The organism is Sinorhizobium americanum (assembly GCF_001651855.1).
GTDB classification, from domain to species: domain Bacteria; phylum Pseudomonadota; class Alphaproteobacteria; order Rhizobiales; family Rhizobiaceae; genus Sinorhizobium; species Sinorhizobium americanum.
This window is the reverse complement of the sequence record NZ_LNQC01000056.1, coordinates 193,987-220,927: the sequence shown is the minus strand read 5'-3', so window position 1 is coordinate 220,927 and position 26,941 is coordinate 193,987. Positions and strand designations below refer to the sequence as shown.

The following is a 26,941-nucleotide window of genomic DNA, read 5'->3' as shown; positions in this document are numbered from 1 at the left end:
GCTGACCGGAAACGCAGGGAATAACTCTTTCCGGGCCATGGCCGGTAATGATTATATCGATGGCGGCCTCGGCGCTGACACAATGATCGGCGGCAGCGGGAATGACACCTATGTCGTCAATGAAAGCGGCGATGTGGTCAATGAAGTCGCCGAGGGCGGTAGCGGCATCGACACGGTCAGGTCGATGATCTCTTTCAGCCTCGTCACCGGAGCCAACGTCGTAGGAGCCGTCGAGAACCTGACACTGCTCGGAAGCGGCAACACGAACGCAACGGGCAACGGCCTTGCAAATACGCTGATCGGCAACAGCGGCAACAACATTCTGAACGGTTCGTCCGGGAAGGATAAGCTGACGGGTGGCCTCGGAAACGACAGCTTCTTCTTCAACTCGACGCTCTCCGCGACCAGCAATGTCGACACCATCACCGACTTCAATGTCGCCAATGACACCGTCAGGCTGGAGAACTCTGTCTTCACCGCGATTGTGGGCACAGGAACATTGACCGCAGCGCAGTTCGTCAACAACACAACCGGGCTTGCAGCCGACTCCAATGACCGGATCATCTATGAGAGCGATACCGGAAAANTGCATTTCGCGACAATCGGCACAAACCTCGGAATCACCGCAGCCGACTTCTTTGTCGTATGACACGCAAAGAATGGGGCGCAGCCCAAGAGCTGCGCTCTTCACGCTTGCATTCGGTAGCTCCAGAGGTGCGAAACGAAGCATCCAGCGTGCCCAATCGCTGGCTCGTTACTTCTATGGGACCGGAAGAATGACTTCGACGAGCCATGAAACGCGCGTGCAACGCTGGTGAAACGCAACGCGCTAAGAAGACGCCCGCTTGTTCGGCGGGCGTTGAGCACCAACTATTTGGAAGGAAAGCATGGATAGTTTATCTCTCATTTGCCGCTTGGGCGAGTCATAAGCGGCCGTTTGGAGAGATACTCCATCACCATCTGGCGGTCGGGACCAATTTCGCGGATCGCCTTGAGCACCTCTTCCCTGGTCTTATTCGCGGCCCTCATGAGGTAGGCAATCTCATGCTCTTGGGTTGAGACAAACTCACTGTCGCGCCCCTTCTTTCTGAGATCGTCCGGCATTCTTCCCTCCTCTCATCCCAAGAGAAGGTAGGCACGAATTTTTACCCGGCAAGGTGGTATTTGCAGGACAGAAAAAGGGGCCTCGCTTTCGCCAGGCCCCGTTTCGCAAATCAGTCTACGCAGCAAGTCATCAAAGCGCGAGGGTACAGAGCTCCCGCTGTCCGGCGCCTGTCAACAGGTGAAGAATTTTAACTCGCAGCAATCACCGCTCCACCGCACCTCCGCTTGCAGCCATCAGCCTGGCGATCTCCCGCTCCAGCCGCTGCTGGTTTTCCTTCAGGTCGAGGATGATGTCGCGCTGGCTGTAGACGCTACCCTGCGCCTGCTTCACCTCGTCGATCTGCCGTTGATGATCGGCAAAGCGCTGATCATAGCTCGTCCAGACGCGATCGAGCTCCTGACGCGGTACCTGGGCATCCCTAAGGTCGTTCAGTGCCGCCTCCTGCCGCATCCTGTCCTCTGCCCCGCGCGCCGATCGCCATTCCATTTCCTTCTGCGTCACCATGTTTGCCGCCAGGCTGGCGACGGAGGCCTTCAGGTCGCTCGTCGCGGCATTGATCGGCCAATAGGCCAAAGCACCCAAGATGGTGCAGAAGGTCAGGGCGACGCCGAGCGCCTGCCAATGGGGCTTGTTCCGCTCCGCCAGATTTGTTGAGAGCGCGGCGACCGACGTCCGCATTTCATTGGCGAGAGAGGCAACTGCCGTTTCCATCTGCCGGAACCCGGATCGCATCTCCGTTTCGAGATCCGTCTGTCGGCGGCCGAGATTCGTGACGCGCTCGCCCAGCTGGGCGGTCATCGCATCCTGATAGTGCCTCTGAGCGTCGCTTCCGTTTCCGTTCATGTCATCATCCGCCATTATGTCCCCGATGCCCCATGCTTATGCGATCCAAGGAAATCGGCCGCCGCGGGGATGCGGCGGCCGTATGATGTCATTCGCCGATCGGCTTTCTTGCCGCCCAGCGCCCGTAGAGAGCGATGCCGGCGCCAATCACCGGGCCCAGAGCGATGATGAGCTCAATCATCTTCCCCTGAACCTCTGCCGGGAATGCGTAACCGAACAGGCCGAGCACGCCGGCGGCCGCCGCGAGAATGGCGCCGAGCGTTACCCGGCTCTGCCACCAAGGCTCATTATTCGTCGCCGCAATGATCTCCGGTGCGATCTTCTTTGTAACGGCCTCGGCGATGGGAGACACAGCGCCAGGCTGCGCTGGCACCGCAGGGTTGGCAACGGCGCTTACAACCGCACCGATGATCTTGTTCTCGAGTTTCTGTCTCGCGTCCATCGTCGTCACTCCGCTGCCTTGGCTTCGCGGAGCGCGAGCGTGATTGCCGCATAAGCCTCGGCGGCCTTCACGAGCGCGGTTGCCGCAGTGACGGAGCCCGGATCCTTGCAGATCGTTTCGAGAGCCGCATAGGCAGCCGCCTCTCGCGCGACGGTGCGCTGCTTGATGCCGCCGGTGCTGGCGACAATCACGAACGCCGAGTGAGCTGTCGCCGCAGCCGAGCAGATCTGCGGCAGGTTCTTTTGGATGGCGGTGTCGATGGACGAGGTAGTCTGGCAAGCGGACAGCGCAAAGGCCGCCGCTGCTACGAGGAGCAGAGACTTCAGCATGTGATTTCCTTTTGATGTTGGAGGTTTAAAGCTTGGCTTTTGCTTCGGCGCGCAGCTTGTCGCCGCAAGCCTTTGCGCCTTTCACGGACGGATCGAACGCGAGCCGCGTGAAATCCCATTTCCCGCGCTGCTGAATGCCCAGGTTGTTCTGGACTTCGGCATGAGAGAGGACAGTCGTGTCCTTGATCGGAATGGAGTAGTGCCGGCACAGATCGGCGACGACGGATGTCAAGGCATCGAACTGCTGGCCCGTCATCGGATAGATACCGGGGTCGAAAGGTGATTCTGTCGAGCCGCCCATGCAGCAGAGAGAGACGCCGATCGAGCCTGAATTGCAGTTAAGGGTATGGGCAGCATACCCCTTCTTCGCCGGCGCCTCGTTGAGCTTGATCGAAGGTATGCCCCGAACCAGCTTGCCATCTGCCTCGATCAGGATGTGGTAATGGCTCCGGTCGAACTCGCTGGCCTTGTGCGCCCCGGCCGTCCAGTGGCAGATGATCCGATCCATCTTCGCCCGAGGCATCCAGTCGGCCGGGACGATGGAGGAGGCCGGCGGCGGTTGCGGCATCGAAGGCGGTCTGTCACCTCGCAGCGCTTCGATCTCGTCCAGCGCAGTCATCGCTGCGATCGTCTCTGGCCCCGGATCGCCGTCTGGTCCGAACTTCGGGAGAGGGAAACCAAGCGCGAGCAAGCGCCGCTGCAGGGACTGCACGATCGTGTTCATGGGCCACCTTGTGTTTTGGAAGAAAACTGATCAGCGGGCTAAGCCGCACGGGGTATGGTGATCGGCGCTGGCCGGGCTTAGACTTGACTACGGTCGCCTTCCACCTCATGCGGCCCAGAGGCCCGTCACCGGCCGCAGCCCCTGGTGGGCCTCGCCCTTGTGGTAGGGGTAAATGAGCGGTATCGAATGCCGGCACGACGAATGCTCGTGAATAGGAAGCACCCATGAACGACAATGAAGCGGGCGAGCGTCCGGACGAATCCGATCTGCTGAGCGCGCAAATGGACTCTGGGATAGCGTTGGCTAAGGCCGGTAGAGCACGCCTCAGGCTCGCCCTCCCTCATCATCGCGAGCAGGTGATAAGTACCCACAGCACTGCCTTTCAAAGCCTGTGCAGGGTCTATGAGATCGCCGCGTTGACCGCCGATGATCTCCGCAAGGAAGTTCCCTGCCGAGAGGAATTGTTGGCCGAGTATGAACAGCTCTGCCGCGACATTCAGGCCGATGCAGTTGCGATGCTGGAAGGGCAGAAGAGCGACCGGTGGCGCTAGGACACCCCTTCCCTTCGGGTATTGAAGTGTCTGCCCTATGGGCAAAAAAACCCGCCGGAGCGGGGCTATTGCGCTCAAGCGCTCCGCACTCTTGAATTGCGCAACGTTGCTGATTCTCGGAGTAGGTACATGGACGATCCGATTGGAAAGAACCGGGCCGCTCTAAATGAAGCAATCGGTGACTTCATCGTTGAGTGGGCCCAAGTGGAAGGAACGCTGCACCGGATGAATAAAACGATGGCCCAAACAAATAGACTGTACAATGAGCGTTACGGGACAGCTTTACAGGATGTTCCCGACGAGGACTCACTTTCCGATGATGCGAAATTCAAGCGAGATAGAGATCGTTTCAAGAAGATAGCTGCAACGGCGGTCACAGGTTCTGAAGACAAAATCAAATCCATTGAGGAAGGCCTCAATAGAATCTACGACGCCCGCAATGACATTGCCCACCGCACTGAATTCTTGAACCCGGTCATTAACCCCCCCACGGTCTGCTGTTCCCCACGAGCAGTTCCAAAAGAGGTAAAGACGGCCCTCCCTTGGTATCACTCCCCTGATATTGTTTACACGCTGGACAATGTTCGTATGCTCGCAAGAGAGGCGCGTGCATTGAACGTGCTAATCAGGAGCTTCTTTGGCGCACAGATCAGCCAAATTATGAAGGACAACAATCTTACTCCAGAGGAGATTGAGGAGCGCAACTTCAGTAGGCGAAAGCCTCGATCGGAGTAATCAAATGGGCGGTCTCCTATCCCCCTCCAGCCTCGCCCGAATAGCAGCAGCGCAAAGCGCCAACGCTGGCTCCGCCAACCCTTCAGCCTTTGATGAATTGACCTGGGCCTTTGGCATATCCTGACCGAACGTCACCGCCAAAATTTCTGCCCCGGGGCACAGGGACGAAGAGAATCGCCAGGCGGCGTCAACGGACTCAGAGAACCTGGGCATCTTCACGGGCTTCCCGTCCTCTCTTACCCAGTGCGCTTCTAAAGGATCCGCATCAGTTGATCCGCCTTCCACCATTTTGTAGCCGATCAGTCGGCCTAGAATGACATCGAGGCGACGATCCGAGCCAGTCGCCCCTTCGACTAATCTCAAGATCCTCTCTAAACTCATCCGTTCCTGGCCTCCACCACAGTGCCCGTCTACCACTTGTCGAGATTCAGGCCAACCTGTAGAAGCCTTGAATGTCCGCATGAGCAGTAGAGGGCCGACAAATGCCATTTAGAGATGCAAGGATGATCTTCGTCGGATTCGAGATTTCCAAGCAGGATTATCCAGAGCTTCTGAAGATTAGCAGCGACCCCCTCCCCGAACGTTTCATCAGTTGGAAGCTCCAGATGGAGAAGCTCATGGGCAGGGCCACGCGCGGTGACTGGATCTTCCATGAAGGAGTAGAGGTTAAGCCGGAGAGTTTGGTTTACTGGTGCGAGTCCAACGGCCGCCCAATCGATAGGGACAGCCGGAAGGCATATATCCGAGAAGTCTTCATTCAACGGGAAAGAATCCAACCGGATTGGTCCGTCTACAATAAGATCACCCCGCTATCTCTTTGATCACGCGATTGCGTAATTCGTCCGCAGGGCTGCCAGCAGGTCTGTCAGCAGCTGCACGTTCGTGAAGCTGAGCGCCTGATCGAAGATGAATATCTGGCTCGCCTTCGCTGTCCAGCCTTCGTAGGAAGTGCCGCTGTAGTGGCCGATCCACGTCTCGTCGTTGGCGAGCGCCTGAACGTTGTCAGTGTGCGTGAGCGAGTACACCCCGAGCGCCCCATTGTTGATGCGCCACTGTGATGCCTTCACCGCGTCGCGATAGGTCAGGGCATAGATCGCCGCCGTGCTGCCAGATGGCAAGCTTGCGACGGCGACATTGTTGAAGTTGCCAGCACCACGGCCGGTGTTTGAGAAGAACAGACGGCCGTCGTTCAGCACGCCGAACATGCGCGTCGCCCGCACCGTGGTGCCGTCGTTATAGATGCCGCCACTGATCAGCACCTGATTGGTGGCTGTCGGCGCCGTCGGCCGCGTCATCACGGTGATGAAGGTGAAATCCTGAGTCGTGAAGAGCCGCCGCACCCGCATGTCAGAGCGCAGCGCATGCGCGATCGTCGCGAAGTCGAAGCTCGGCCGGCCATTGAACGCAGGATCGGAGGCGATCCGCGATGGCGTGCGAGTCGCCGAAGCGACCACCTGGCGGCCGAATGCCTTCTCCTGCATCCACATCGGATCGACGGCGTCGAAGCTGAAAGCGTCGATGTAGCCAACAAGGCCGTTCTTCTTGAGCTCGAGCGCGACCAGATTTTCGTCGTCGGGATCGGCAGCAAACAAAGGCGCCTGCGCGTCCGGCCTGAGCAGGCCCGGCTCTCGGATCAGAAAGGACATGAATGGTTTCCCTTATGCAACGTTTACGAGGTCGTGGCAGAGCCACTTCTGGAGCGCACCGCCATACAGAGAAGCATCGGCGGAACTGTCGCGGATGTTGGTGAGCGGCGCGTTTGCCGTGCCGGCATTGGCATTGATCGTGCCGGTGTAGCCGAAGCCGAGCTGCAGCGTCGCGGCGCCAGGGTCGCCAGACAGCGTGACAATGATGTTCGTGCCGGAGACGGCGACAGTGGAGATGGTCACGGGTGTTCCGCCGGTCTGGAACAGCTCGAGGCCGGAATTCGCTTTCGCCGGCACCTGCGTCGTGTCGATCACGAGGTTGCCGGTTCCGCCTGTCGTCGCGACTGTAATCGTCGCGCCGGCGCGCACAGCCGAACTTACCCGCAGCGGCGAATAGCCGGCCGCCGCCTGTATCGCACGCCAGGCGCGCGCCACTTCCTCCGCATGGCGGGCATAGCCGTTCGCGACCATGTGCATGCCGTCGCTGGCATAGGCGAGCGCGTATTTCGGGCCGACGAGGAAGATCTTCGTCGGGTTCGCCTTCGCCGCCTCCAGCTGGCCGATCGGCACGCCCGAGGTCGCGACACCGGAGCGGGTCCAGCTCGAAAGTTGGTCGATGATCAGCTTCACGTCTTCGGTCTGGCCGGTGATTGCCTTGATGTCGGCATCGAGATCGGCCTGCAGCTCCTCGAGGTTGTCCTGATACTCTGCGGCCGTGGTCGCCGCCGCATTCCCCTCGCCCTGCACGAAGATGACCGCCGGCAGGCGATAGGCCATGCCGAGCAGACGAGCGGCATTATAGGCCCGCCGCACCCCGACGAGCAGGTTGGTATAGGGCACCGTTCCCTTCTTCAGCGAGGCGTAGGAGCTGGCGCCGATGCCATGCGCCGTCACCAGCGCCGCATGCGCGGCCGAGAGCGCGTTTGTCCCGGCAAGCACCGCCGCGGCGAGCCGCGCCCAGCCGGTCTCGCCATAGTTCCCGGCCGTCTTCTCGAAGGCATCGGTCAGGTGATCGAGCAGTGCCACGTCCTGCCGCCGGTCGCGGTAGACCGGCGAGTGGTCGAGGTCGAGGGTGCGAATGCCGGATTTGAACATCAGCGACCGTGCGGCGAATGTCGGCGTCGGGTTGAGCAGCGCCCCGGAATAGGCACCGACGGCAAGCGACTGACCATAGGTGACGATGTGAGCGATCGTCGTCACGTCGGGATCCAGCCCCGCCGTCGGCTCCATCTCCTGATATTCAAGGTACACGCGCCCGCCGCGGTTGACATAGTAGCGGCATTTCGAGCCGGCCATCGCCGGATTATAGGCATCGCCTTCGAAGCCGCCGGCGACCTCGAAGACGAGGCCATCATCGCGCTCGACCATCACCTTGCGATTCGGCGAAGTGCCCGTGACATAGGTGATAAAGCGCTTATAGCCAGGTGCTTCCAGAGGATGGATCGATCCGTCCTGGCGAATTGCCACATGCACTTGGTCATTGTCGTCAGTTGCGAGAATTGCCGCATACTGTTCGCTGAAGATGGCCGATGGCAGCGGCTTCTTGTTGATCTCGTCGACTTCGGTCTGGTCGGCCTTCTCGGCAATCGACGCGTTCAGCGCCGACTGGTCGGAGATCTCTCGGAATGGCAGCGCCGTGCTTCCGATCGTGATCGGCGCTTCTGCAGCACAGACGTATTGCTTGCCGCCGTTCGCGGTCCCGTTGCGGATGAAGACCGCTGCGCCGAGGATTTCCGTTCCATCGTTCGCGTCGGCGCTTCGAACTGCAGCACCCGAGGCCTGCACATCATAGATACCGTTTTCGCTGAGCGTGGCTTGATTTTTAAGGAGCACCCGATCGCCCGTTGCCAAGGTCACACCGTCGAGCGTGTCACCATTTTCAAGAGCTGTCGCGATATTGACGTTCCCGGTCGAAGCCGCAACGACCGGAATCTTCCATTGTGTGCCGCTTGCTACGAGGGTGTAGGCGTTATCGAACTGCGTCTGCAGAGTGCCGCCAACTACCGACCGGATATCAGACTTCTTCGGCTCGATCGGATCGCTTGCAGGGCCATCAGCGTACACGCTGTCGAAGGCCGACTGGATTTCGTTTCCCATCAAATTCCCCATGAGAATAGCTCTGGCTTCGCCAGGGCGTTAGTTTGGTGGATCAGACTATGGTGACAGCCAGAGGACCCGAGTGCGGGCCTTCCACGCCCGAGCCGTTCACAGGCAAGGCGTAGTAATCCCAGACGCCCTGCGGGGCGCAGGAGGCCGTTTCCTCGAACATCACGACGTCATCGATCGATCCGACGAAGGTTGAGCTTGCGCGAAACGCTACGGTGTCGCGCGCTGCCGTGGCGGTAATGCTCTCGAGGAACGTGCCATTGCCGGTGCGGTCAGGGCTGTCGTTGAAGACCGTGCCGGCGGTAGAAATGCGGGCGCGTATTTCACCAGCCGAATAGCTGGACACATCGAATTTGATGCGTGCCTTTTTGCCGTTGGCTGTTGCGGCGGCCTGCGAGATCACGGCCGCGGTGCCAGCTGCCTTGTGCGCCTTGCCGCCGCTGATCGTCCAGCCGGTACCCTTGGTCCAGACGGTGTCGCTGTCGAACCCAGGATTACTGAGAAGGTTCGTCCTGGTCGCATCCCCATCGGTGAACGAGTAGCTCGCTGACGGCGCGACAGCTCGTGTCCCCACAAGGGTTGCTGTGTCAGGGTCAAATGCTGCGCCTGTAGCCACGCGGTAGATATTGACGGTCCGGACATGGGAGTCGTTCCCCGTTGAGAAGCCGAAGACGGCATTCCCGAGACGCGGAGCTGAACCACTGAGCGTGAAAGTTGCAAGCGCTGCCGGCGCCGTCTGGTCCGCGGCCGAAAACACCTCTTCTGTGATCGACCAGTTGCCGTAAGTGCCCTTGCTGGTGATGAATGCCACCTGGACGTCCAAGTCGCGGTCATTCGGGACGGTGTTTGTGTCCAATGTCACAAAGCCGCCAGCTGGCTCAGCATCGGGTATCTGCTGTTCCACCCAAGGACCTGGAGACCCGCTGCCCGTGTCCGATACTCGATAGCGAACGGTCGGGGTCAGGCCATCATCGTCGGGATCGACGATGACGATGCGAAGCGAGACGGAACCGGAGCTCGGCACAGCCTGCACCGTATTCACCACGGGCACCGGAATGTCGGACACCGCTGGCTTGATCGGAACAGGCGGCTGCTGCCCTTCATCGACTGCCGGGTTCCAGTCGTCGATGTTGTCCGGATGCAGCATGATATCCATGCTGAAGCCGCCGGACATCAGCGCCAGAATGGACTTCCGGTTCTCAATCAGCTTCCCATCCAGACGCGGGATCGAGAATGGCGTCTGCAGTCGTACCCAGCGGCTGTAGACCGCGTTAATGCCAGACAGGCGTACATCGAGAGAACCGGACACCTTCTGCTGAAGGCGGCGCCAGTCTCGAATGCCGAGCCGCCTTGCCTGGCGCCATTGATGGCACCAGGAGTAATCGGCTTCCTGCGCAAGAACCCGACCGGCGACGAGCTGGGCATCTACATCCTCGAACGAATCCGTGTCCGATGTTGCGTAATCGATCGCCGGATAGGTGAACTTCGGGATGAGCTTGTTGACCTCGTCCTCGAAGAGCACATCGTACTGGATCTGGTGTCCGACCAGGTCGGCGTCCGTTAAGGTCGCGACGCGACTTTCCCGGAACTTGCCGACGGTGAACAGCAGGGCTCCGTCGCCTCGCTCGCAGATCCAGCCGTCGCAGGAGGCGAGAATAGCGTTCGTGGCCGCTTTTGGCCCGTTCTCTGTCGTATCCCAACCGTTGGTCTCGTAGCGCTTCTCTGTGCCGCCGGCGGCAAGCGCGACGTCCTCATCACAGATGTTGGCCTCTTCGATCCACATGTCGAGGACAGGCAGGATCGCCCTGTTGAAATCCCGACGGTGGCCGAATTCGTTGAAGCATTGATGCCAGCACATGATCAGTGCTGAATTGCGTGACCACACCCATGCGCTTGCGTTCTCCGGATCCGAACTGATCCGGTAGTCGAACACATAGGCGCCGTCGACCTCAGCAGACATCCGCGGCGCGTTGTATGGGAACCTCTTGTTAAAGTCCTTCTGGCTCGGGGTTCTCGCGATCATCGCGAGAGAAGCCTGCCCGTCGCCGCGGTGATTGTTGGTCCAGATGCCCTCGGAACCGAGATAGGTGACGATCTCGGAATAAGCTGTTTCAGGAGAAAGCCCGAGCCGGTGGAAAACCTGAACCTTCTGATCGCCATAGCGGCCGCCAGGCAGCCCGTTTACATAGTTGCCGGCGCCGACGGTTACCTCATCGTCGTGGAGGTAATACCTGTTGATTGCCTTTATCTTGTGCCCGGCGATCGCCTGCACCGAGAACAGGCCTCCCCCTTTCGCCTCCCAGAGCATGTAGGCTCCGGCGACACGGGTGCGGCCAACAACCCAATGCCGATAAGGCACCGACTGGGTAATAGGCACCTTCCCGTCTTCCGGCTTTGGCGGCTTCGGTGCCATCGCAGCCTGCAGACCGATCGAAATCGCCGTCGTTGCAATGGCGGTCGTTACCGAGCCGAGAATGCTTGCAGTCGTGGCGCTGAAGCCGAGGCTTGCGAAGAACGACGTGAAGATCGGCGTGAAGATCGGGTCGAAGGCAATCTGGCTATAGAGGGAAGTGCTGTTTGCGAGATCGAGCCCATTCAGGATGTAACGGGTTCTCACGACGGCAGCCGCCATGCGGCCACATGCTGAGCAGCCTTGGCTACGACGCGGCCAGGCGTGAGCACGGCCCAAAGCGGGCCGAACCGGATGGCGCCGACAAGAACCTTCCCGTCTACGATGGCGGATTGCGCGCGAATAACGCCGATATCGCCGGTTTCAGGCTGCTGGACGCGTATCAGCCCAAGGGGCTCGACTTGGCCTGCGAACAGAGCAACCACGCCACCGTGCGCTTCAATGATCCGCTGGGCCTCATCTGCCGTCGAATAGGAGCCACGGAACGCCTCTGCAGGATCAACGCCAACGTTCTCCTCGACCCAGCGGGCACAGAACGTCGTGCAATCGTCGCCGCCTGCGCCACCCCACCTGAAGCGGTGCGGAAGCGCCAAAAACTCGTGCAATGTCATGCGTGCCTCAGTAGTTGGGCCATACCGGCTGCGTGCCGCGTGCCAAGCGCGCGGTTTGCTTGCAGAAATCATCAGTCGGCGAGATCGCCTTCTGCATCGCGTCCGACCAGAGGGACCGCGATGCACGGGACCGGGTATTTTCGCCCGCCACAACGGCGAGACTGAGGGCCAGGGTTGCCGTTTCTCCCTCGCGAATTGGCGGCTTTCCCTCCTTCGGGTGGGAGGCAATGCCGGTCCAAATCGGAATGATCGTGCTCATGGGCTGGTAGTAATCATCCAGTGTTGTGAGACCGATTTGCACCAGCTTGCCGCGGACCGGCGGGATGCTGTCGAGCATTCTTGCGCCGGTCGCCGGGTCGATGCCCGATACAGTGAAGTCCACCGCATCTGACGTCCCATTCACCAGCACCTCGAGCGAGGGAATACCAATGAGGCGCCCTCCTCCGAGATAAACGGTCCCGTCAGGATCGATGCTGTCGAACCCGATCGGGATGTCGTTGACCCCGAAGTAGATGTGCAGAGCCGGATCGGTATCGATGCGCAGGAAAAGCCCGAGCTGATGGCTGCCGCGCATCGCCTCGGTCACATTGTCCGGAACCCAGCCCATCAGAAGGCCTCGACGAACTGGAGCGTCGGCCGGGACTGGTACCAGCCCTCATAGTCCCAGGGCAGCGTAAAGCCGCGCGGAAACTTCATGACGCACATTGGCCTGGCGAGCTCGACCCTCGTGCCGATCGCTGTTGCCTCACGCAATGGAGGCGATATCGCCAGCGAGTAGATCGGGTTCGTCTCCTCGGTCTTGGAGATCACCTGCCAATAGCGATAGGCTCTCCATCCCTTTGACGGATGATAGATGGAGAACCAATCCGACCAACGCAGCGGCCTCGCTGCGTTGGTTACCCGAATGTTCAGGATGCCTGCGCCGAGGGCGGCGGACTGTGTCAGGTGCGCGTAGACCGTCGCTTGGCTGTAGCCCGCGCCATCCGAAAACAGCGAGCCGTCGGAATGGGGAATGCCGGTCGTGATGGGCCGCCGCTTGCCATTGATGACCGGGAACGGTCCGATGCCATCGTTGATGATCGGTACGTTGAAGAAGCGATGCCCGCCGTTCCCGCGCGCCCCGAGCCAGTTGATGATCTCGTGGCGCTCGGTGTCATCAGCCTGCAAAACGCAGTTTTCGTAAGTGCAGGTGACTATACCGCCGCCACTCGTCTCGATGCTGATAGATTCTCCGACGCCATTTACGCCACCATCGATCCCAGACCCGGGATTGTCGAAGCTGGCCCGGGTTGGCCGCAGATACATGATCGGGACTGTCGGCTGACCGGTGTAAACTGCCATGATCAGCCTTTCCGAGAATTGAACTTCTTCTGGTTGTCGCCGAACCCGGATCGCGCCTGATCTTCGTTGTACCGGTAGAGCGCTTCCTGGGCGCCCTGCCGGGACATTTCGCGGATCTGGGCGTCGCTGTTCGCTCCCTGGACATAGACGTTCAGCTGCGGCCGCTGGTTGCTGGTCGACCGGGAGCCGTTATCGTTCAGAGCCTGCATGAGCTTGTGGTTGCTCGTGACGCCGGAGCCCTGTGGAAGATTGACCAGCTCCGGACCCCGCTCGCCGACGATCGACAGGCCGCCCGGGGCATAGCTCGTGCCATTTGCGAAGAGGCCAATCCCGCCGCTGAGCATCGCCGATGCGAACTGGCCCGAGCGCGAGAACACGCTCATGCCGAAGGATGACAGGCTGCTTAGGAGACCGGAGCCGCCGCCACTCGCGCCCGAGGCGAGCACCTGGCCGAACTGGCTGAGGCCGCCCCCGAACTGCCCGAGGCTGCCGCTGGCCTTCTCCAGCGCGTTGTTGAACTTTGCGACATAGGCGTTCCCGGTCGTGCCGAGGATATCCGCACCCATGCCGCCCTTACCGACAGAGCCGGGTCCGCCGAACCACGCCTGCGCTGCGCCCGATGCGCCGTATTTGTCGACATAGCCGCCGAAGCGATGATTGAAGATCGAGTCCTGCGCTGACGGATCGCGCAAGAACTCCGATGCTGACAGCCGACGCCCGAGCGCCGCCTCCGACCAGGGACCGATATTCGCGCCCATGACTTGATAGGCGCCATAGGCACGGTCTCCCGATCGTGTGATCGGCCCGAGCGCGCCGTAGTTACCCCCGCTCTCGATCGACTGGATAGCCTTGGCGTAGGCATTGATGCCGCCGGCTGAGCGGTTGTCGTTTGCCGCCTTGCCGCCATAGCCCAGCAGAGCGCCGAGTGTAGTCGTGGCCGCGCCGCCTCCGACGGATGCTGAAGACGAGGTGCCGCCGTTGAAGAACATGTTCACGAGCGAGTTGGTGAGCCGCTCGATCGCCTGGTCGCTTGCTTTGGCCAAAGCATTGAGCAGCGCGTTCTTGATCGCGTCGCCCATCGCCTTGCCGATATCGCCGCTGTTTTCGAGCAGGCCGTCACGGAAGTCGGTCAGGAAGCTGCCTACCAGTTCCCGGTTCTGCTCGCGCTGAAGCTGCGACCGGATGGCGTTGGCCTCCTGCGAGTTCAGGTCCTCGTTCATGCCATAGCGGCTGAGCGTGCTGGCGACCTGCCGGTCGATCGCGCTACGCTCGGCCTGACGCTCCTGAAACGAGACGTCGAGCCAGAAGTCAGCCTTGGCTTCAGCCGCCTGCCGGTACGCTTTCGTGACGTCGTCGACCTTCTCCTTTTGCTCCTCGAGCTCGAAAAAGTTCGGCTTCTGTCCCGGGACCGGAACGTTCGTTAAGCGGCCATCGGGATTGAGGATGGTCGTGGCATCCGGATCGCCACTCAGTTCGATGTTCGGGCGCCGCGACGGAACGGCCGGATTGAGAGGCACGAAGTCCGCCGTGCGCATCGTCCGGCCGTTGTCAGTGAAGAACGAGCCGGAAATGATGTCCTGTACATTGGTGCCGCCGGCGATGGCCGCAATCCATTCCGCCCTCGCCTGCTTTGCAGCCTCGATACTGTCGCGGATCGATTTGGTGATGAGATCGAAAGCATCACGGAATCCGAGAACGGACTTGATGCCGTAACGGTCGACAGCTTCAGACAAGAGGCGCTGAGCGTTGTTGATGTCGGCTATCGATGCCGTGCCGTCGTCAAGACGTTGGCGCAGATCACCGAAGGCCTGCGAGAAGTCGCGGATGAATGCAGGATCCGCATCGATACCGCGGAGCCCCCGCACGGCTTCGGAGAACTGCTGCCCGATGCCCTGCAACTGCTCGCCAAGGCCATCGAGCTCACGGCCAGCCAGGATCTCGGAAGCCTCTCGGCCCTGAGTGATCTTGTCGGCGCGATCGAGCTCGTCGACATAGGCCTTCAGCTGCGGCGCGGCATCTCCCCAGAGCGCGGCCGCGCGCCGGATCAGATCGTTCTGCTCTTCAAACAGAGTGTTCGTCTTGCCGGTCCCGCCTTCGGCCGTCGTGAAATACTGGACGAGAGCAGCCACGCCAGCGGTCAATCCGATCGTGACCACCGACACCGGGTTGATGAGCGACGTAAAGGCAGCCGCAAGGCCGGCAACCGGCCTTTCCATCGATCCAACGACGGCAGCGAGCTGCGTGCCCTGCTGCAGGCCGATCATAAGCGGGTTCATGCCCATCGCCGCAGTGACCGCGATGTCCTGAAACTGGAATGCCGCATTGGCAGAGTTGAAGCTCTGCGCACCTCCCCTGTTGCTGTTGGCGGCCTTCACCGCGGCGCCGGCGGCCGTCGCTGAAGTTTTTAGCCGCTCATAGGCTTGGCGTTCCCGATCGAGCGCAGCGGTCATCTCCTGGGCGGTGATGGCGCCGAGCTTATGCGCACGCTGGATCTCACCAACCGACGCTTCATAGTCGCGCGTGGCCTTTGCCAACGGCTGATACTTGAGCGTCAACCTTTCAACTTCCATCCGGAAGGCGCGGACGTGCTCGTCCTGCGAGCCGAAGGAACGGCCGAGATCGTCGATCGGCGGCTTGAGCTTGCCCGCGCCCTGCCCCGCTTTACCGAGAGCATCACCCAGCTGCTCGACCTCGTTCTCGAGCTTTCCGACGGCCTGCTGCGTCCGACCGGCAGACGCCGTAAGCTGATCGAGATCAGCTGCACCCTTGGCCGCCGGAGAGCTATCGATCTTGAAACCAAGGGTCGCTTCGGTCATTCGTGAACACCTACAGCACTAGAAGCGGGGAGATACATGCGATTTGCAATGTTGGCGGCGGCAGTCTTGGCCGCATGGAACGCACACGCTAGCGAGACGGTGACCGATCGAGATTGCCGGGAGCGGCTATCTGAGATCGAACACGGCAAAATGAGCGCCGATGACACGCCAGTTCTGTCGAACTGCGCAATGAACGGATTCATCTCGGCTGGAGATATCGAACGTGCTTACGAGCGCGCCAAGAAGGCCCGTCAATAAGCCGCGTCATTTCCGCTTGCCCGGGAACAGCGCGTCGAACAGACGCGCAGTGAGCGGACGCTCTGAGACCGGCGCATTTTCCGGATCAGGCGCCTCATCCTTGCGCGCCATGACTTCGCGGCGCTTCAAATCCATCGCCAGAATGGCATCCAGCTGCCACTGCTTGAGGACGAGGCCGCGAAGCCTCGCCCATTCTCCGATCGACTGGAACCCGAGAGCGTTGGGCCCGTAGCCGTTGCCGGTGCGCTGCGCATCAAGCTCCTGGAACCAAAACCAGACTTGTTGGCCGGCGGCCGGTACGATGAGCTTCCGCCCCTCCTGCTGATCGACGATAAGCTGACAGAGCCTGTCGATCAGCCCTTTGTAAAAGATGCGCGGCGCGCGGCCTTCGCCTCCACCTGATCACGGATGATCTTGAACTTGGTGTAGAGGTTCCGGACGTTCTCTTCCGAGAAGGGAACAACCTGGCCGGCGATCTTCGGGTTAGGCGCCCAATGCGTAGTTGCCTTCGCCAGGATGGCGATCAGACGGGCGTCTGCTTCATCCGCCAGCGGCTCGCCAAGGCTCTCGCGCTCGGCCGCCTTCTTGGCAAACTCCGCGGCGACTTCCCGCATTGCCTTCTGCATGCGGTCGCTGTCCGGGCCAACGACGCCGATCTTGAGGCCGATCGGATTGCCCTGCTCATTTACGATGGTGATTTCGATGCCCTCTTCCTGAGACTGGACGAGGGCTTCGAGGCCGGAAAGGTCGACGAACTCTTCAGACATCAATCACCTCAACCGATCGGAGCGATCGTCAGGATCGGCGAGTTGATCTCGACGTTCCCCTGCAGCAGGCGGGCGGTGTTGGCGCCGCCGCCGTTCTCCTGGGCGGTCATGATGATCCCGTAGAAGTATTTGATTGTGCCGACTGGAACGGTCGTGGCGGTGTGCGTGCCCGACTGAGTGCCGGTGGTGTTGATCGCAGCGCCGCCCGCGGTTGCCGCTACGCTGAAGGCATCGGTGGTGGGGCTGACCACATAGTAGGTTGTGCCTGCCACGAGACCCGTCGGCAGAGCGCCGGTCGTGCTGAACTTGATCGGCGTGCCGGCAGCAAGGCCATGAGCGGTCCACGAGATGACGCCAGGGGATGCGATCGTCATCGTCACCGTCGACGTCTTCGCCGGCGGTGCGTCGTCAAATGCGAGCTTGAAGGGATAGTTGTAGTCGGTCTTCTCCGCCGCGATCAGCGCGATCTGGCCCGCGTCGGTCGGCAGAATGATGAAATTGTTCTGCATCGAGCCAGCGTTGCGCGTGCCCTTCGCCTTGAGATCACGCCCGGAAGAAATGACGGATTCGGTGATCAGCGTTGCAGCGTCGCCGATCGCGCCCATGGTCTGCCAGCCCTTGACCTCGGTGAAGCTCACCGACGTGAACAGGGATTCGATGACGTCAGCATCGTCCGGTACGGAGTTGACGGCCGGCCCGATATAAATCTTCGCGCCTGCCACAGGATAAAGCTGGGGCATTGAGTTTTCCTCTCATGTCTGATTGCGCTTGCCGAAGGCGCGGAACGGCAGGGCCAATCAGGCCGGAACTTGCGGATAGCAGCGCCACCGGGTGGTGACGGGAATGTTGTGATGGGTGTCGCCTGTCACCAGGACGCCGATCTCCGGATCCTCGTCGATGCGAACCTGCGTGTCGGTCCGGAACAGCTTGGTGCCGCGGCGAAAGTGCCCGCGCAACTGGCCGGCGACGTCGTAGCCGTCGACGATGGCCAATCCCTTCGGCCACATGACGTTGGTGCGCATGAAGCCTTGCCGGATCGGGTCCATGACGAGGGACAGATCGGTTTCGATCGAGCGGTTGAAATGCACCTCGACCGAGACGAACTTGCTTGTCGCCGTCGGCGTGAATGTCTGCCCGGGCAGGACGATGGTTACGCCTGCCGGTGGAACGAAGGCCTGCATTTGGATGAGCAGCGCCTGATAGATTTTCTTTTCAACGGTGTCAGCCATCTGCTACCTCTAGGCCCATGGCCGATAATCACCCGCTCAGCGACGAAGAGGTTTACGACCTCATCCATCAAGCCCTTGCGTTGCTGCTCAACCGCACCGTTCGCACGAAGCACGCTCAAGACGTGATCTCCATGGCGATCCGAGATCTGTCGATTATTCAGGCTGCTTTTCTGAGCCTTTCCGAAGGCGTCAATCTCTCTCAAACCGACCGCGAACCTTAGCCTCTGCTGCGGCCACGGTTTGCGGCCAGGTCTGGGCCTCGGCGTCGACGAAGCCGTATCCCGTCTGGTTATAGACCCTCCCGAGGCTGTCTTCGCCGACGAAGCCGTAGTTCATGCGCGGCCCATAGGCGGCCTGCAATCCGAGATAGAGCGTGCCACCGACTTCTAGGTTCGAGATGATGAGCTCGATCTCGCCGCTACTGTCCGGATAGGCCTTCTCACCTTGATCGACCGTCGGCATGGCCGAGGTGGACGCCATCAGGGAGTTCTTGAGGTTGCCGGTATCGACCGGCATTCTGCCTCCGGCAGCCACCGACGTCCGCACATTGTTCGCGACCATCTGCGCGGCCTCGCGCAACACAGCCTCTTGCCGGGCCTTCTCCTGCGTCACCCATTCAGAGACCTGGGCAGCGAAACTGTTCTCCGCCATCAGCGGCCTCGCGATCTCGCGTATTCTTCCGCGAAGTCAAAGTTGTATTCGACGTGGCAGCGGCAGCCGATGATCTCAGCCGCGCCGGCGCCGAGGCTCGTATCGCCCGGGAAGCGCAGCAGGGCGCCCGACGGCGATTGAAACGGCAGATCCATACCGGCGAGCTCGTCGCCGCTCAGGGCCTGGTGTGTGTGGCGCACCCGGCCGTCGCCGACAGAACGCCAGCGCCTGGTTACGAGAGCAGCATCGCGGCCGGCGCGGTCCAGCCCCTGCTGGTATGCCTCGTGCTTGGCCGCATGGACCGATGCCTGCGTTTCCGTCCGCGCGATCGTCTGGGCCCGAAGCTGGACATATCGGTCCGCAAGCCTCCCGGTGATCTTTGCGACGGCGTCGGCCGGTAGCGGCTTGCCTTCCCGAATGGCCTTGGCGACCTGCCGGTCGAAGCGCTTGTCGCGACGCGTCAGCGTCAGGTAGTGCTTCATGCCCTCAACATCGCCCGACAGCAGCGCCGTGCGCGCGTTCTCGACGGTGCGGGCCAGCTGCGACGTCATGCCGAGCAAGCCACCCTCGCGGCGCCCGGTGACCTTGTTCACCCGGCCGGCGATATCGAGTGCGATCGTGTTCGGCCCCTGCCCCTTGGCATAGCCGGCTTCGATCCGCTCCCGGGCCATCTGCTTCGTGTCTTCGGTGACATGCGTGATCATCGTCGACGAGGCTTCGCGGATAATCTGCTCGGCGCGCTGGTTCTGAACGTCCCAGCGGAAGACGACACGGCCGCCCATCGGGTCTGCCAGGCGGGGCATGTTCTTGGCGACGAGGAGACCGCCGGCGTTGAAGGCGGTGCGGATCGCTTCGGACAGCGGCCGGAAGGCAGCCGGGTCGATATGCAGCGCCGCAATGGCGCCCTCGATGTCCCGGCGCTCGAGCCGCTCGACGACTTCGCGAAGCACGATCTCGGATTTGATGTCCTCGATCGCCTCGCGGAAGGCCTTCTCCATTACCGGGGAAAGCTCGTCGATGAGCGCGTCGAGCTGCTGGCGAAGGGTTGCCATTACTCCGCGGCGCCGGCCTTCTCGCCCTTCTTGGCGACCTTCTCCTCAGGCATCTTTTCAGCGATGCCGAGATTGATCAGGCCCTGGGCGAGCCCGCCCGACAGGTCGGACGCATCGACGACGTCGCCGACGGCGTGGGAGTTATAGCCCTTCACGAAGCGGATTTTCATGGCTGGAATCCTCTCTTTTCAACATTAGCTTTCGATAATAGTCTCTTGCCGCCGGATCGCAGGGGAGCGAACCAATGGAAGAGTTTGAGCCTGTTCTAGTCAGAAATGTCCGCCATTCGGATTTGGAGCGGCTTTGCAAGTCGGTGAAGACGTATGCTGGTTGTTACGTTCTCAAGGACCCTAGCGCCGAAGCTGAAGCATCCGGTCTCGATGCTCACTGCTGGTTCCCGTCGCGCGATGATAGCGTCTTGTTCCAGCTCCAGTGGTCGGCGCCTGGTCACGACTAAGAGGCGATCCGTCCCTGGACGATGAAAACGACGTTGGTCAGGCCGTCGTAATTGTTCGGGTCCGCATTGATGATGCGGAATGTCTTGCCGCTGGCGCTGACCAGGTCACCAACGGTCGGGACGATCGCGAGGCCGACGCTGCTGATGTAAATCTGCATGTCACCGGCCAGGATCTCGGTACCGTCGATCTCCTTCGCCTCGTACTGCATCGGCACAAGCGTGGCCGTGTGCGGCGTCGGTACCGGATCGCCACCGTTGACCGGATCAGGCTCGGAGATGCGCGTTACGGTGCCCGTCTGGCCATACTTGGCAATGAGGCGCTGCGCAGTCGCTTGCAGGCGGGCGAAAAGAGGGTTCGCCATCAGACAACCAGAGCCCCGGGGAGGATCGGCACAAGAAACGGCCAGAGCAGCCCTTCGATCAGCGTGACGACTGGCGTGGCAAGGGCAACTATCTGATCAATTTCAGTTGAAGAAGAAGTTGAATATTCGACTTCAAGCTGTCCTACCTTCTCGCGTTTTACCGTGGATGTCCCGGTAACGACAGGTGAAAGGCTGCCGGGATTTGTCAGCTCGATGAAGGCCGCCTCATACGAGGCATTGATGATCGCGACCGGGACCGTGTCCGACGGAAGCGCCTCGCCGTAATAGGTCGTGGCGCCTGTGCGCGGCCATGCCCGCTCCTGGGCATACCCACCGGTCCGCTTGCCGCTAAACCGCGGCTCATACCGATCGATCACCAGAGAGCCGCGCTGGCGTGCAGCGGTTTTCTGGGCATCGCTCGTGCCATCGGGAAAGACATAGCCGGCCGCTTCAGCGTAAGACGTAAAGCCTGCATTGTCGCCGTATCCAGCCATGTCGATCTCCGATGCAAGTGTGGCCCGGCAGATAGCCGCCGGGCTGATTGTCAGGGCTTGGTGGCCAGCTCTTCGAGCGCGGCGAGGATCTCGTCCTTCTTGGCCGGCGTTTTGTCGCCGAGCAGCTTCGAAGCCGCTGCCTTGAAGGACATGAACTGCACGTTCGGATCCTTCGCCATGTCGAGGACCTCGGCCGCCGTCTTGGGCTGCTCTTCCTGCTGCTCTGCCTTGAGCTTCGCCAGTTCGGCGTCGCGCTCGGCAAGCTGTGCGCGGAGACGCTCCAGCTCGGATTCGGTATTCTCGGCGGCTTCCTTCAACGCGGGCGCCGCGGTGACGCTCGGATTCTCGGTGTAGTCGCCGTCGACATCGAACCACTTGGACGCCTCCATGTGCGCCTTCTCGCGATCGAAGACTTCCACTTCAACAGTCTCGCCCGGTTCGATGAGAACCGGGCCGTTGACCGTGTTGATGCCCCGCGGGCCTGCCTGGGTGTTGGTGACTTTCATCATCGCCTCCCCTTAGATGCCGTCGAGGTAACGGACAGCCTTCGGCCGGCGGATGTCGACGCCACCGACGCGGAAGATGCCCGGAACGTCGAACTTCATCGGTCCGGTCTGCCAGGCCGGCAGGAACCGGAAAGGCATAGGGATGTGCATCTTCAGCACCTCGGGCGAGCGGCGGTAGGCAACCATGCGCTTGGTGCTGCCGGCGCCGGCCGTATCGAGGTAGCCGAACACGCCGCGGATAGTCAGTTCCTGACCGGTCGTCAGCGTGTAGATGTTGTTCCGCCGAATCCATTCGAGGATGGTCGTCTGGTTGACGGCGTCGATCCGGCGCGTCGAAAGATCGAGCAGCACCGAATACGGCAGGAGCAGCGTGTCCGCGATCTCCGCGCCAAGCGTGCCGGTGAAGATGCCGGTGAGCTGGCCGTTGATGTCGCGGAGGATCTGGTCCGGCGTCTTGCTGGCGAAGGTCGTTGCCGAGCCGGTACCGTCGGCCGGGGCCGTGGTAGCCGTCGGCGTCGAAGCGTTCACCAGGCCGGTGAAGCCCTTGCCGGTATCGCCGACAAAAGCGACGGTGTCGATCTTCTCTTCCGCGACGCGGCGAGCGAGAGTGGCCTTATCGGCACTGAGGTTCATGCCGAGCAGCTGAGCAGTGCCGAGCTCCTCGAGCGTGTACCCGTAGCCGATGGCGGCCATGCTGACTCCGGTTTCGAACTTCTCGCGGGTCAGTTCGACCTTCGGCACATCGTGCGCCAGGCCGGAGAACCACTGCGCCTGGCCCACTCCGTCCATGGAGAAGTAGGTCACAGACTGAATCCATTCCGGCGCCGAGGTGTCGACGGGGATCAGCTGGGCGTACTGGATCTCCTGGTACTTGATCGCATAGACCGTCGGCTCGATAAGCGAGGCCTGACGGATAAGGAAGCTCATTGCGACCTGCTGAGCGTCCTGAGTGATAATGGCATTCATCGAGATCGCTCCTGTTAGCCGAGGCGAAGAGCAGCGAGACCGGCACCAGCGGTGCTGGTATCCCACTGAGCATTCGCAATGAGGGTGTTCGACGTCGACGTCTTGGAAAGGACGCCGGTCGCCGGGGTGTAGTAGACGGGATCGCCGACGGCGACGGCTTCGGAGGCCTGCACGACGATGACGCCCTTCTTCATGACGGCGACGTTTTCGTACTGCTCGTACTTGCCTGTCGGCCGGGTGATGTCGAGCACGGCGATGCCGACGAACTTGGCAGTCGCTTCGGAGTCCACCACCTGATTGTCGGCGGTGCCCTGAACGCACACCTTGCCGAAGCCGATGCCTTCCACGTCCTCAGCGAGGCGGGTGACGACGACGGACGGCTCCATGTTGAGGTTCATGCCCTCGACCCAGCGAGCGTGCTGGGCGCTGTAAGTGGTCTGAACTGCAGGCATCACTTAGCTCCCTTCGTCTGCCAGGCCGATTCGAGATCGGTGACCATGGCCTTGTGAGCGGTTACGGAGGCGCTGGCGTCAGAGACCTGCGAGAGGCCCTGCTGCACAGCGACGCGGAAAGGATCGGCGCCACCGCCCTTGCTGGCGTCTTCAACCAGCATGTCGAAGCGGGCGTCGATATAGGCTTCCGACTTGTCGGCGATGGCGGCATCGCCGAGCTTGGCGACGACGACAGCCTTGCGGATGGCGGCATCGGAAAGGCCTTCGGTCTTGACGTCCTTGGCGAGCACATTGGCCTTCGCGACGAGACCGGCGCGAGCCTGTACCCGCTTGTCGAGGTCGGCGTCCGAAAGGATCTTGCCTTTCAGCGCATCGATCTCGGCATCCTTCTTCGCGAGCTCGGCATCCTTGGCGGCCAGAGCCGTCTGATGTGCCTTTTCGGCGTCGGCGAACTTTGCAGCGGACGATTCCAAGTCCTTCTGCAGTTTGATGATGGCCTGTGCGCCCTGATCGGTCGTCTCGACCGTGAGCCCATCGACCAGAAGTTTTCGCAGATCCATCTTGGGTATCCTTTCATCTGCTATCTGGGTGTTGACGGGGCTCACGCCCCACTTCCCCGCACCGTCGCCGATGCGAGCTTCCGATCCGGCACGGCCGCGCTGCACGATGGCGACGTGGTTGATCCGGATATCCTTCTGAATGGCGTCGTATTTCTCGCCCTCTGGCGTGGTGCCAGCCTCCCATGCGAGATCGCAGGTGTAGCCGGCGGAGAGCTCGCGCTTGCCGTCATCGATCGCCTTGATCGCGGCTGCATCCATGACGATGAGCGGGATGCGGACGAATTCCCCATCACGGGCGACCTCGTCGCCGATCTGCCCGACCGAAACGGCCTTCCAGTTATCCGGGGTCACGGCCTCAACTGGGTGATCGTTCGTCACCGGCTTGTGCGCGTAGCTGCCGAGGCTCGCCTTGTCGAATACCTCATCCTCTGGGCGGTAGACCTTGACCACCTGCATTTCCGGCTTGCCGACTTCACGGCCGGCATAAAGCTGGATGCCGGTCCTTGCCGTGCGGACGTCAGCAACTAGGTAGCCGTCAGCTGTCCGCCGCGTACCCGCGATGGTTGAAGCATCAATGAAGCGCATGATATTGTTTCCTACGGCAACAAAGAATCGAGAACGCTCAATGGCAGTGACCAAAGACCAGGGGCAATTGCCCCCTTCCAGCCGGAACGCCGGGATGCGCCCAACGAGGGTCACTGATATCGGGAGCGAGCGTATCCTGCTGCAGGTTGGCAGTTCCGAGCCAGTCGAGCCGTTCACGCGACTCGGCTTCGAGCAACTCGACGGCTCCGAACGTGTCTATGTATTCCGGGCGGAGACCAGTGCTGTGTTTGCGATGTGCCAGGCCCTACGAGACATAGGAGTTCCGTTTTCAACGCATCGGCACATGGGCGCTGACTATCAGGTGGAATATCTCCGTGAGAAGGGCCTTCTCAGCGGTGTCTTCAAGCGCATCAACTTTTTTGGCAACGACTGGGATGGAGATGCGCCTTACCAGATCGAAGAGTTTTAAAGTTCCGTTTGCCTGATCTAGTCAGCGGTCCGTCGCGTGCCCGCGATCGGCGCAAGATCGGTGAATTTCATGGTTGATAACCTCTATCAGTCCTTTGTCAGTCTGGACACTGGACGCCGGACATGGGCGACTTGGTAGTCTTCAAACAACCAGGAGCCGTACAATGCGCTATGCATCTTTCACTCGCACGATCCCGCTGAATACGAGGGTTTTCGTGAACCCGTTGCAGGTTGTCGCTGTCGACACTTTCAGCAACTACACAAATATCCACACCACGGTCCCCCGCAGCGACGGTAGCGGTTGCGTCATCATCTCGGTCGTGCAGCCTGAGAACGAAGTCGTGACCGCGCTGCAGAACGCTTTGAACGGCTAGTGGGCCTGAAAAGGAAGAGCGCGTCGGGAGATCCCGGCGCCTCGAGCTTCTTTGCTTCCTAGGCTTCAGTCTTCCCTAAGCTCCTCGAAGATTTCCGGTCCCAGAATGATCTTGCCCTGGTAGGGTTCGACCTTGGACAGATCGATATTGCCACCGATCTGTATAGAGATATGCGGCTGGTATTCCGGCCAATCCCACGACGCGCCGGCTTCGATCATCGCGCGGTGGCGCCAGACCAGTTCAGATGCGGTGATGAGCAGAGCCTTGTACTTACCATCCGGGCCGAGACCTTCCATCTGGCGCGGACCACCGGCTGCGATCTCAAGCCGCGGCGACCAGCTCTCGCCCATTTCGAACCAATCCACCAGCGTGCGGCTATAGGCGATCGTGACGTGAAGATCGGGCACGACGTCGGTGAAACCCTGCTCTTTCGCCCAGCGGACGATCTCAGCACGGTTGATGACGTCACGGCGGACGTAGAGCGTGCGCGGCGCGGCGTCGTTTGCCGCCTGCTTGTTGCGGGCCGGCTGGTTTTCGTTCGCTGCTTGCGCGGCTGCTGCCGCGGCAAGTTCCTCTTCGGAGGGCTCTTGTTCGGAGAGCTTGCCGTGCTCTTCGATCGCAGCATCGAGGCCAGGCAGCGAGCCGTCCTCGACGAGCGTGTTGACGAGAGCGTCGGACACCGCATCACGCGGGATGATCTCCTGCCCGGGCGTCGTACCAACCAGCTGGCGGGCGGCGTCGGCCTTCGTCTTGAAGACGTCGGCCTTTTCCTTCTCCGACATGCCCCAGAGCGGCGCCCATTCGTAGTATACGTCCGGATCGCGGGAGCCGAGGGCGCTCCGGATGATGCACTCGTCGAGGCGCGCCATCGCCGGCGTCATCTCGACGGTCTGCATGGCCTGCAGGCGGTCGTAATAGTTGCGCAGGTCGCTTTCGCCGGTGGCGTTCATGCCGGCCGGGGACTGCCCGAGAAGACGGGTTGCCGGAATGTCCGCGGCGCCGGAGACGATCTGCAGAAACGACATAAGGACTTCTGGCAAAGTCGCGAAGCTCGCCTGCTTCTGCTCGTATTCCTCTTCCTTGTCGAGGAGGAGGTCGCCGTTGATGCCCTTCGCAGTGGCTGCGAGGGTGTAGCGCTCGAGGATCTTGGCCCGGTACCGCTCGTCGCCGAGATTCTGCATGAAATCCGGAATGCGGATCACGTTGACCTTGGCCTCGAACACAAGGCTGGCGATGTTCGCCGCGGTACCGTCGGCCTGCTTGATCGCATCGACGACGGAGAGGAGCACGCTGTCGCCCCATCCTGCATAGGTCGTGGTCACGATCTCATCATCTGGCGGCGGGTTGCCGTTGAAGATGACCAGGCGCGACGGGTGAATATCGACCTGCATGCCTTCAGCGGACCGGATCTGGTAAAGCTTCGGCTTGCCGAACCACTCCGAGGCCGGGTCACGATCGATCTCGCCGGCCGTCAGCTGGCGGCGCGTCATGACCGTGAGGTATTTCAGGCCGCCTTTGCCGACGCGCTCGGCGTCAAGCGGCTGCGTCAGGTCCTGGTCGCCCGTACCGATGACCATGGCAGCGCCGCCCCAGAGCCGCGCCTTGATGCGGGTTTCGAGAAGCTTCCCCTTGAGGTTCAGCCGCTTCTCTTCGGCCTCGATCGCCTCGATCTGCGGCTTCTTTGCCTGCCAGTCCCGCCAAGCGCGCATGCTGTCAAAGGCCGGGATGTCGACAATCTTCCGCGGCAGCCAGGCGCCACGGTAGGCGTTGAGCAGATCCTCATCAGCAAGGATCGGCATCGAGTAGAACGAAGCCGCCGCCTTGTCCCGGCTTGTCCCGAGATTGGCGACCATGTTTGTCAGGCTGTCGCGGACGAACGCGATGATGTTGGCCATGTCCGCTCCTGAGATTGTTCTTGCACGCGCTGCTTGCAGCTGGGCAGGGCTTAACGTATGCATGCGTGCCGGCAATGAGCACAGGGGGTGGTGAATGCGGCGCTATAGAGCAGCCTACATACTGGTAGTTCTCGTCGTCGGTCTCGGGAGTATCATTGCGAATTTCGTTTTCCCCCAAAACGAGCTTCTTTTAATGGCGATAAGTCACTGGACGCTCGCCGCACTGACATTTCCTCTCGGGATCT

At 61.1% G+C, this 26,941-nt stretch carries 34 protein-coding genes and 2 pseudogenes; 9 read left to right on the top strand and 27 right to left on the bottom strand.

Annotated elements, in window-relative coordinates; all coding sequences use genetic code 11:
• Positions 1–586, top strand: a pseudogene (locus tag ATC00_RS17275) (calcium-binding protein); the annotation flags it as partial.
• 317 nt (positions 587–903) lie between these two features.
• Here the strand turns inward: ATC00_RS17275 and ATC00_RS17270 are convergent.
• The 5 genes from ATC00_RS17270 to ATC00_RS17250 all read right to left on the bottom strand — a co-directional run bounded on the left by ATC00_RS17270 (position 904) and on the right by ATC00_RS17250 (position 3,443).
• Positions 904–1,104 (bottom strand): DUF3606 domain-containing protein, encoded by a 201-nt coding sequence (locus tag ATC00_RS17270; protein ID WP_064253715.1) that lies wholly within the window; start codon positions 1,102–1,104, stop codon positions 904–906.
• Positions 1,105–1,306: 202 nt separating this feature from the next.
• Positions 1,307–1,948 (bottom strand): hypothetical protein, encoded by a 642-nt coding sequence (locus ATC00_RS17265; protein WP_234782338.1) that lies wholly within the window; start codon positions 1,946–1,948, stop codon positions 1,307–1,309.
• A gap of 88 nt (positions 1,949–2,036) precedes the next feature.
• A complete protein-coding gene (locus tag ATC00_RS17260; protein WP_064253713.1) occupies positions 2,037–2,390 on the bottom strand; it encodes a hypothetical protein in 354 nt (117 codons plus the stop codon).
• Between the two features lie 5 nt (positions 2,391–2,395).
• A complete protein-coding gene (locus ATC00_RS17255) occupies positions 2,396–2,719 on the bottom strand; it encodes a cell wall anchor protein (RefSeq protein ID WP_412458394.1) in 324 nt (107 codons plus the stop codon).
• Between the two features lie 25 nt (positions 2,720–2,744).
• Positions 2,745–3,443 (bottom strand): peptidoglycan recognition protein family protein, encoded by a 699-nt coding sequence (locus ATC00_RS17250; protein ID WP_064253712.1) that lies wholly within the window; start codon positions 3,441–3,443, stop codon positions 2,745–2,747.
• A 224-nt stretch (positions 3,444–3,667) separates the two neighbouring features.
• Between ATC00_RS17250 and ATC00_RS17245 the strand changes: the two genes are divergently transcribed.
• The 3 genes from ATC00_RS17245 to ATC00_RS17230 all read left to right on the top strand — a co-directional run bounded on the left by ATC00_RS17245 (position 3,668) and on the right by ATC00_RS17230 (position 5,550).
• On the top strand, positions 3,668–3,994 hold the full coding sequence (locus ATC00_RS17245) for a hypothetical protein (protein WP_064253711.1): 327 nt from the start codon (positions 3,668–3,670) through the stop codon (positions 3,992–3,994).
• Between the two features lie 129 nt (positions 3,995–4,123).
• Positions 4,124–4,729, top strand: coding sequence for a hypothetical protein (locus tag ATC00_RS17240; protein ID WP_064253710.1), 606 nt, complete (start codon positions 4,124–4,126; stop codon positions 4,727–4,729).
• A 503-nt stretch (positions 4,730–5,232) separates the two neighbouring features.
• On the top strand, positions 5,233–5,550 hold the full coding sequence (locus ATC00_RS17230; RefSeq protein WP_064253708.1) for a hypothetical protein: 318 nt from the start codon (positions 5,233–5,235) through the stop codon (positions 5,548–5,550).
• Here ATC00_RS17230 and ATC00_RS17225 read toward each other — a convergent pair whose 3' ends face one another.
• The 7 genes from ATC00_RS17225 to ATC00_RS17195 all read right to left on the bottom strand — a co-directional run bounded on the left by ATC00_RS17225 (position 5,551) and on the right by ATC00_RS17195 (position 15,659).
• A complete protein-coding gene (locus tag ATC00_RS17225; protein WP_153045232.1) occupies positions 5,551–6,321 on the bottom strand; it encodes a hypothetical protein in 771 nt (256 codons plus the stop codon).
• Between the two features lie 66 nt (positions 6,322–6,387).
• Positions 6,388–8,472 (bottom strand): sialate O-acetylesterase, encoded by a 2,085-nt coding sequence (locus ATC00_RS17220; RefSeq protein ID WP_064253706.1) that lies wholly within the window; start codon positions 8,470–8,472, stop codon positions 6,388–6,390.
• A gap of 52 nt (positions 8,473–8,524) precedes the next feature.
• Positions 8,525–11,113: a phage tail protein gene (locus ATC00_RS17215; protein WP_064253705.1), complete on the bottom strand. Its 2,589-nt coding sequence runs from the start codon at positions 11,111–11,113 to the stop codon at positions 8,525–8,527.
• The gene (locus tag ATC00_RS17210; protein ID WP_064253704.1) at positions 11,095–11,502 is read right to left on the bottom strand and encodes a DUF6950 family protein; all 408 of its coding nucleotides are present in this window, start codon (positions 11,500–11,502) and stop codon (positions 11,095–11,097) included. Before ATC00_RS17210 ends, ATC00_RS17215 begins: the two co-directional genes overlap by 19 nt.
• A 7-nt stretch (positions 11,503–11,509) precedes the next feature.
• A complete protein-coding gene (locus ATC00_RS17205; protein ID WP_064253703.1) occupies positions 11,510–12,109 on the bottom strand; it encodes a hypothetical protein in 600 nt (199 codons plus the stop codon).
• Positions 12,109–12,843 carry a hypothetical protein gene (locus tag ATC00_RS17200; protein ID WP_064253702.1) on the bottom strand — a complete coding sequence of 245 codons (735 nt, stop codon included), beginning with the start codon at positions 12,841–12,843 and terminating at the stop codon, positions 12,109–12,111. Before ATC00_RS17200 ends, ATC00_RS17205 begins: the two co-directional genes overlap by 1 nt.
• A gap of 2 nt (positions 12,844–12,845) precedes the next feature.
• Positions 12,846–15,659, bottom strand: coding sequence for a phage tail length tape measure family protein (locus ATC00_RS17195; protein ID WP_064253701.1), 2,814 nt, complete (start codon positions 15,657–15,659; stop codon positions 12,846–12,848).
• Between the two features lie 36 nt (positions 15,660–15,695).
• Between ATC00_RS17195 and ATC00_RS17190 the strand changes: the two genes are divergently transcribed.
• Complete coding sequence (locus ATC00_RS17190) at positions 15,696–15,917, top strand: hypothetical protein (RefSeq protein ID WP_153045231.1); 222 nt, start codon at positions 15,696–15,698, stop codon at positions 15,915–15,917.
• A gap of 6 nt (positions 15,918–15,923) precedes the next feature.
• Here ATC00_RS17190 and ATC00_RS33840 read toward each other — a convergent pair whose 3' ends face one another.
• The 5 genes and pseudogenes from ATC00_RS33840 to ATC00_RS17175 form a co-directional block, all read right to left on the bottom strand.
• Positions 15,924–16,052: a hypothetical protein gene (locus tag ATC00_RS33840; RefSeq protein WP_268801734.1), complete on the bottom strand. Its 129-nt coding sequence runs from the start codon at positions 16,050–16,052 to the stop codon at positions 15,924–15,926.
• A 6-nt stretch (positions 16,053–16,058) separates the two neighbouring features.
• Positions 16,059–16,220, bottom strand: a pseudogene (locus ATC00_RS34200) (phage tail assembly chaperone); the annotation flags it as partial.
• 50 nt (positions 16,221–16,270) lie between these two features.
• Positions 16,271–16,684 carry a hypothetical protein gene (locus ATC00_RS17185; RefSeq protein ID WP_064253699.1) on the bottom strand — a complete coding sequence of 138 codons (414 nt, stop codon included), beginning with the start codon at positions 16,682–16,684 and terminating at the stop codon, positions 16,271–16,273.
• A gap of 8 nt (positions 16,685–16,692) precedes the next feature.
• Positions 16,693–17,424: a hypothetical protein gene (locus tag ATC00_RS17180; RefSeq protein ID WP_064253698.1), complete on the bottom strand. Its 732-nt coding sequence runs from the start codon at positions 17,422–17,424 to the stop codon at positions 16,693–16,695.
• Positions 17,425–17,481: 57 nt separating this feature from the next.
• The gene (locus ATC00_RS17175) at positions 17,482–17,913 is read right to left on the bottom strand and encodes a phage tail terminator-like protein (RefSeq protein WP_064253697.1); all 432 of its coding nucleotides are present in this window, start codon (positions 17,911–17,913) and stop codon (positions 17,482–17,484) included.
• A gap of 17 nt (positions 17,914–17,930) precedes the next feature.
• On the opposite strand from ATC00_RS17175, the gene ATC00_RS31245 reads away from it, so the two are divergent.
• Complete coding sequence (locus tag ATC00_RS31245) at positions 17,931–18,134, top strand: hypothetical protein (protein ID WP_072642809.1); 204 nt, start codon at positions 17,931–17,933, stop codon at positions 18,132–18,134.
• Here the strand turns inward: ATC00_RS31245 and ATC00_RS17170 are convergent.
• Genes ATC00_RS17170 through ATC00_RS32975 form a run of 3 tightly spaced genes read right to left on the bottom strand, consistent with a single transcriptional unit; the run spans position 18,103 to position 19,786 of the window.
• The gene (locus ATC00_RS17170; protein WP_064253696.1) at positions 18,103–18,564 is read right to left on the bottom strand and encodes a hypothetical protein; all 462 of its coding nucleotides are present in this window, start codon (positions 18,562–18,564) and stop codon (positions 18,103–18,105) included. The genes ATC00_RS31245 and ATC00_RS17170 overlap by 32 nt on opposite strands.
• The gene (locus tag ATC00_RS17165) at positions 18,564–19,616 is read right to left on the bottom strand and encodes a phage minor head protein (protein WP_064253695.1); all 1,053 of its coding nucleotides are present in this window, start codon (positions 19,614–19,616) and stop codon (positions 18,564–18,566) included. Before ATC00_RS17165 ends, ATC00_RS17170 begins: the two co-directional genes overlap by 1 nt.
• Positions 19,616–19,786, bottom strand: coding sequence for a hypothetical protein (locus ATC00_RS32975; RefSeq protein ID WP_162843169.1), 171 nt, complete (start codon positions 19,784–19,786; stop codon positions 19,616–19,618). Before ATC00_RS32975 ends, ATC00_RS17165 begins: the two co-directional genes overlap by 1 nt.
• 74 nt (positions 19,787–19,860) lie before the next feature.
• On the opposite strand from ATC00_RS32975, the gene ATC00_RS33970 reads away from it, so the two are divergent.
• Positions 19,861–20,073, top strand: coding sequence for a hypothetical protein (locus tag ATC00_RS33970; RefSeq protein ID WP_064253694.1), 213 nt, complete (start codon positions 19,861–19,863; stop codon positions 20,071–20,073).
• Here ATC00_RS33970 and ATC00_RS17155 read toward each other — a convergent pair.
• Genes ATC00_RS17155 through ATC00_RS17130 form a run of 6 tightly spaced genes read right to left on the bottom strand, consistent with a single transcriptional unit; the run spans position 20,070 to position 23,998 of the window.
• Positions 20,070–20,435 carry a hypothetical protein gene (locus ATC00_RS17155; protein WP_064253693.1) on the bottom strand — a complete coding sequence of 122 codons (366 nt, stop codon included), beginning with the start codon at positions 20,433–20,435 and terminating at the stop codon, positions 20,070–20,072. The two genes, ATC00_RS33970 and ATC00_RS17155, sit on opposite strands and share 4 nt — an antisense overlap.
• The gene (locus ATC00_RS17150; RefSeq protein WP_064253692.1) at positions 20,435–20,929 is read right to left on the bottom strand and encodes a DnaT-like ssDNA-binding protein; all 495 of its coding nucleotides are present in this window, start codon (positions 20,927–20,929) and stop codon (positions 20,435–20,437) included. Before ATC00_RS17150 ends, ATC00_RS17155 begins: the two co-directional genes overlap by 1 nt.
• Before the next feature lie 50 nt (positions 20,930–20,979).
• The gene (locus ATC00_RS17145) at positions 20,980–21,435 is read right to left on the bottom strand and encodes a hypothetical protein (RefSeq protein WP_064253732.1); all 456 of its coding nucleotides are present in this window, start codon (positions 21,433–21,435) and stop codon (positions 20,980–20,982) included.
• 12 nt (positions 21,436–21,447) lie between these two features.
• Positions 21,448–22,401: a DUF2184 domain-containing protein gene (locus ATC00_RS17140; protein ID WP_064253691.1), complete on the bottom strand. Its 954-nt coding sequence runs from the start codon at positions 22,399–22,401 to the stop codon at positions 21,448–21,450.
• A gap of 14 nt (positions 22,402–22,415) precedes the next feature.
• Positions 22,416–22,853, bottom strand: a complete 438-nt coding sequence (locus tag ATC00_RS17135; protein ID WP_064253690.1) for a DUF2190 family protein — start codon at positions 22,851–22,853, stop codon at positions 22,416–22,418.
• Positions 22,853–23,998 (bottom strand): DUF2213 domain-containing protein, encoded by a 1,146-nt coding sequence (locus ATC00_RS17130; protein ID WP_064253689.1) that lies wholly within the window; start codon positions 23,996–23,998, stop codon positions 22,853–22,855. The genes ATC00_RS17135 and ATC00_RS17130 overlap by 1 nt, the downstream gene beginning before the upstream one ends.
• A gap of 40 nt (positions 23,999–24,038) precedes the next feature.
• On the opposite strand from ATC00_RS17130, the gene ATC00_RS17125 reads away from it, so the two are divergent.
• Both ATC00_RS17125 and ATC00_RS17120 read left to right on the top strand, forming a co-directional pair.
• Entirely contained in the window at positions 24,039–24,428 is a 390-nt protein-coding gene (locus ATC00_RS17125; protein WP_234782337.1) for a hypothetical protein, read from the top strand.
• Between the two features lie 163 nt (positions 24,429–24,591).
• Positions 24,592–24,801: a hypothetical protein gene (locus tag ATC00_RS17120; RefSeq protein ID WP_064253688.1), complete on the top strand. Its 210-nt coding sequence runs from the start codon at positions 24,592–24,594 to the stop codon at positions 24,799–24,801.
• A 65-nt stretch (positions 24,802–24,866) separates the two neighbouring features.
• On the opposite strand, the gene ATC00_RS17115 is transcribed toward ATC00_RS17120, so the two are convergent.
• On the bottom strand, positions 24,867–26,696 hold the full coding sequence (locus ATC00_RS17115) for an anti-CBASS protein Acb1 family protein (RefSeq protein WP_064253687.1): 1,830 nt from the start codon (positions 26,694–26,696) through the stop codon (positions 24,867–24,869).
• Between the last annotated feature and the right edge of the window lie 245 nt (positions 26,697–26,941).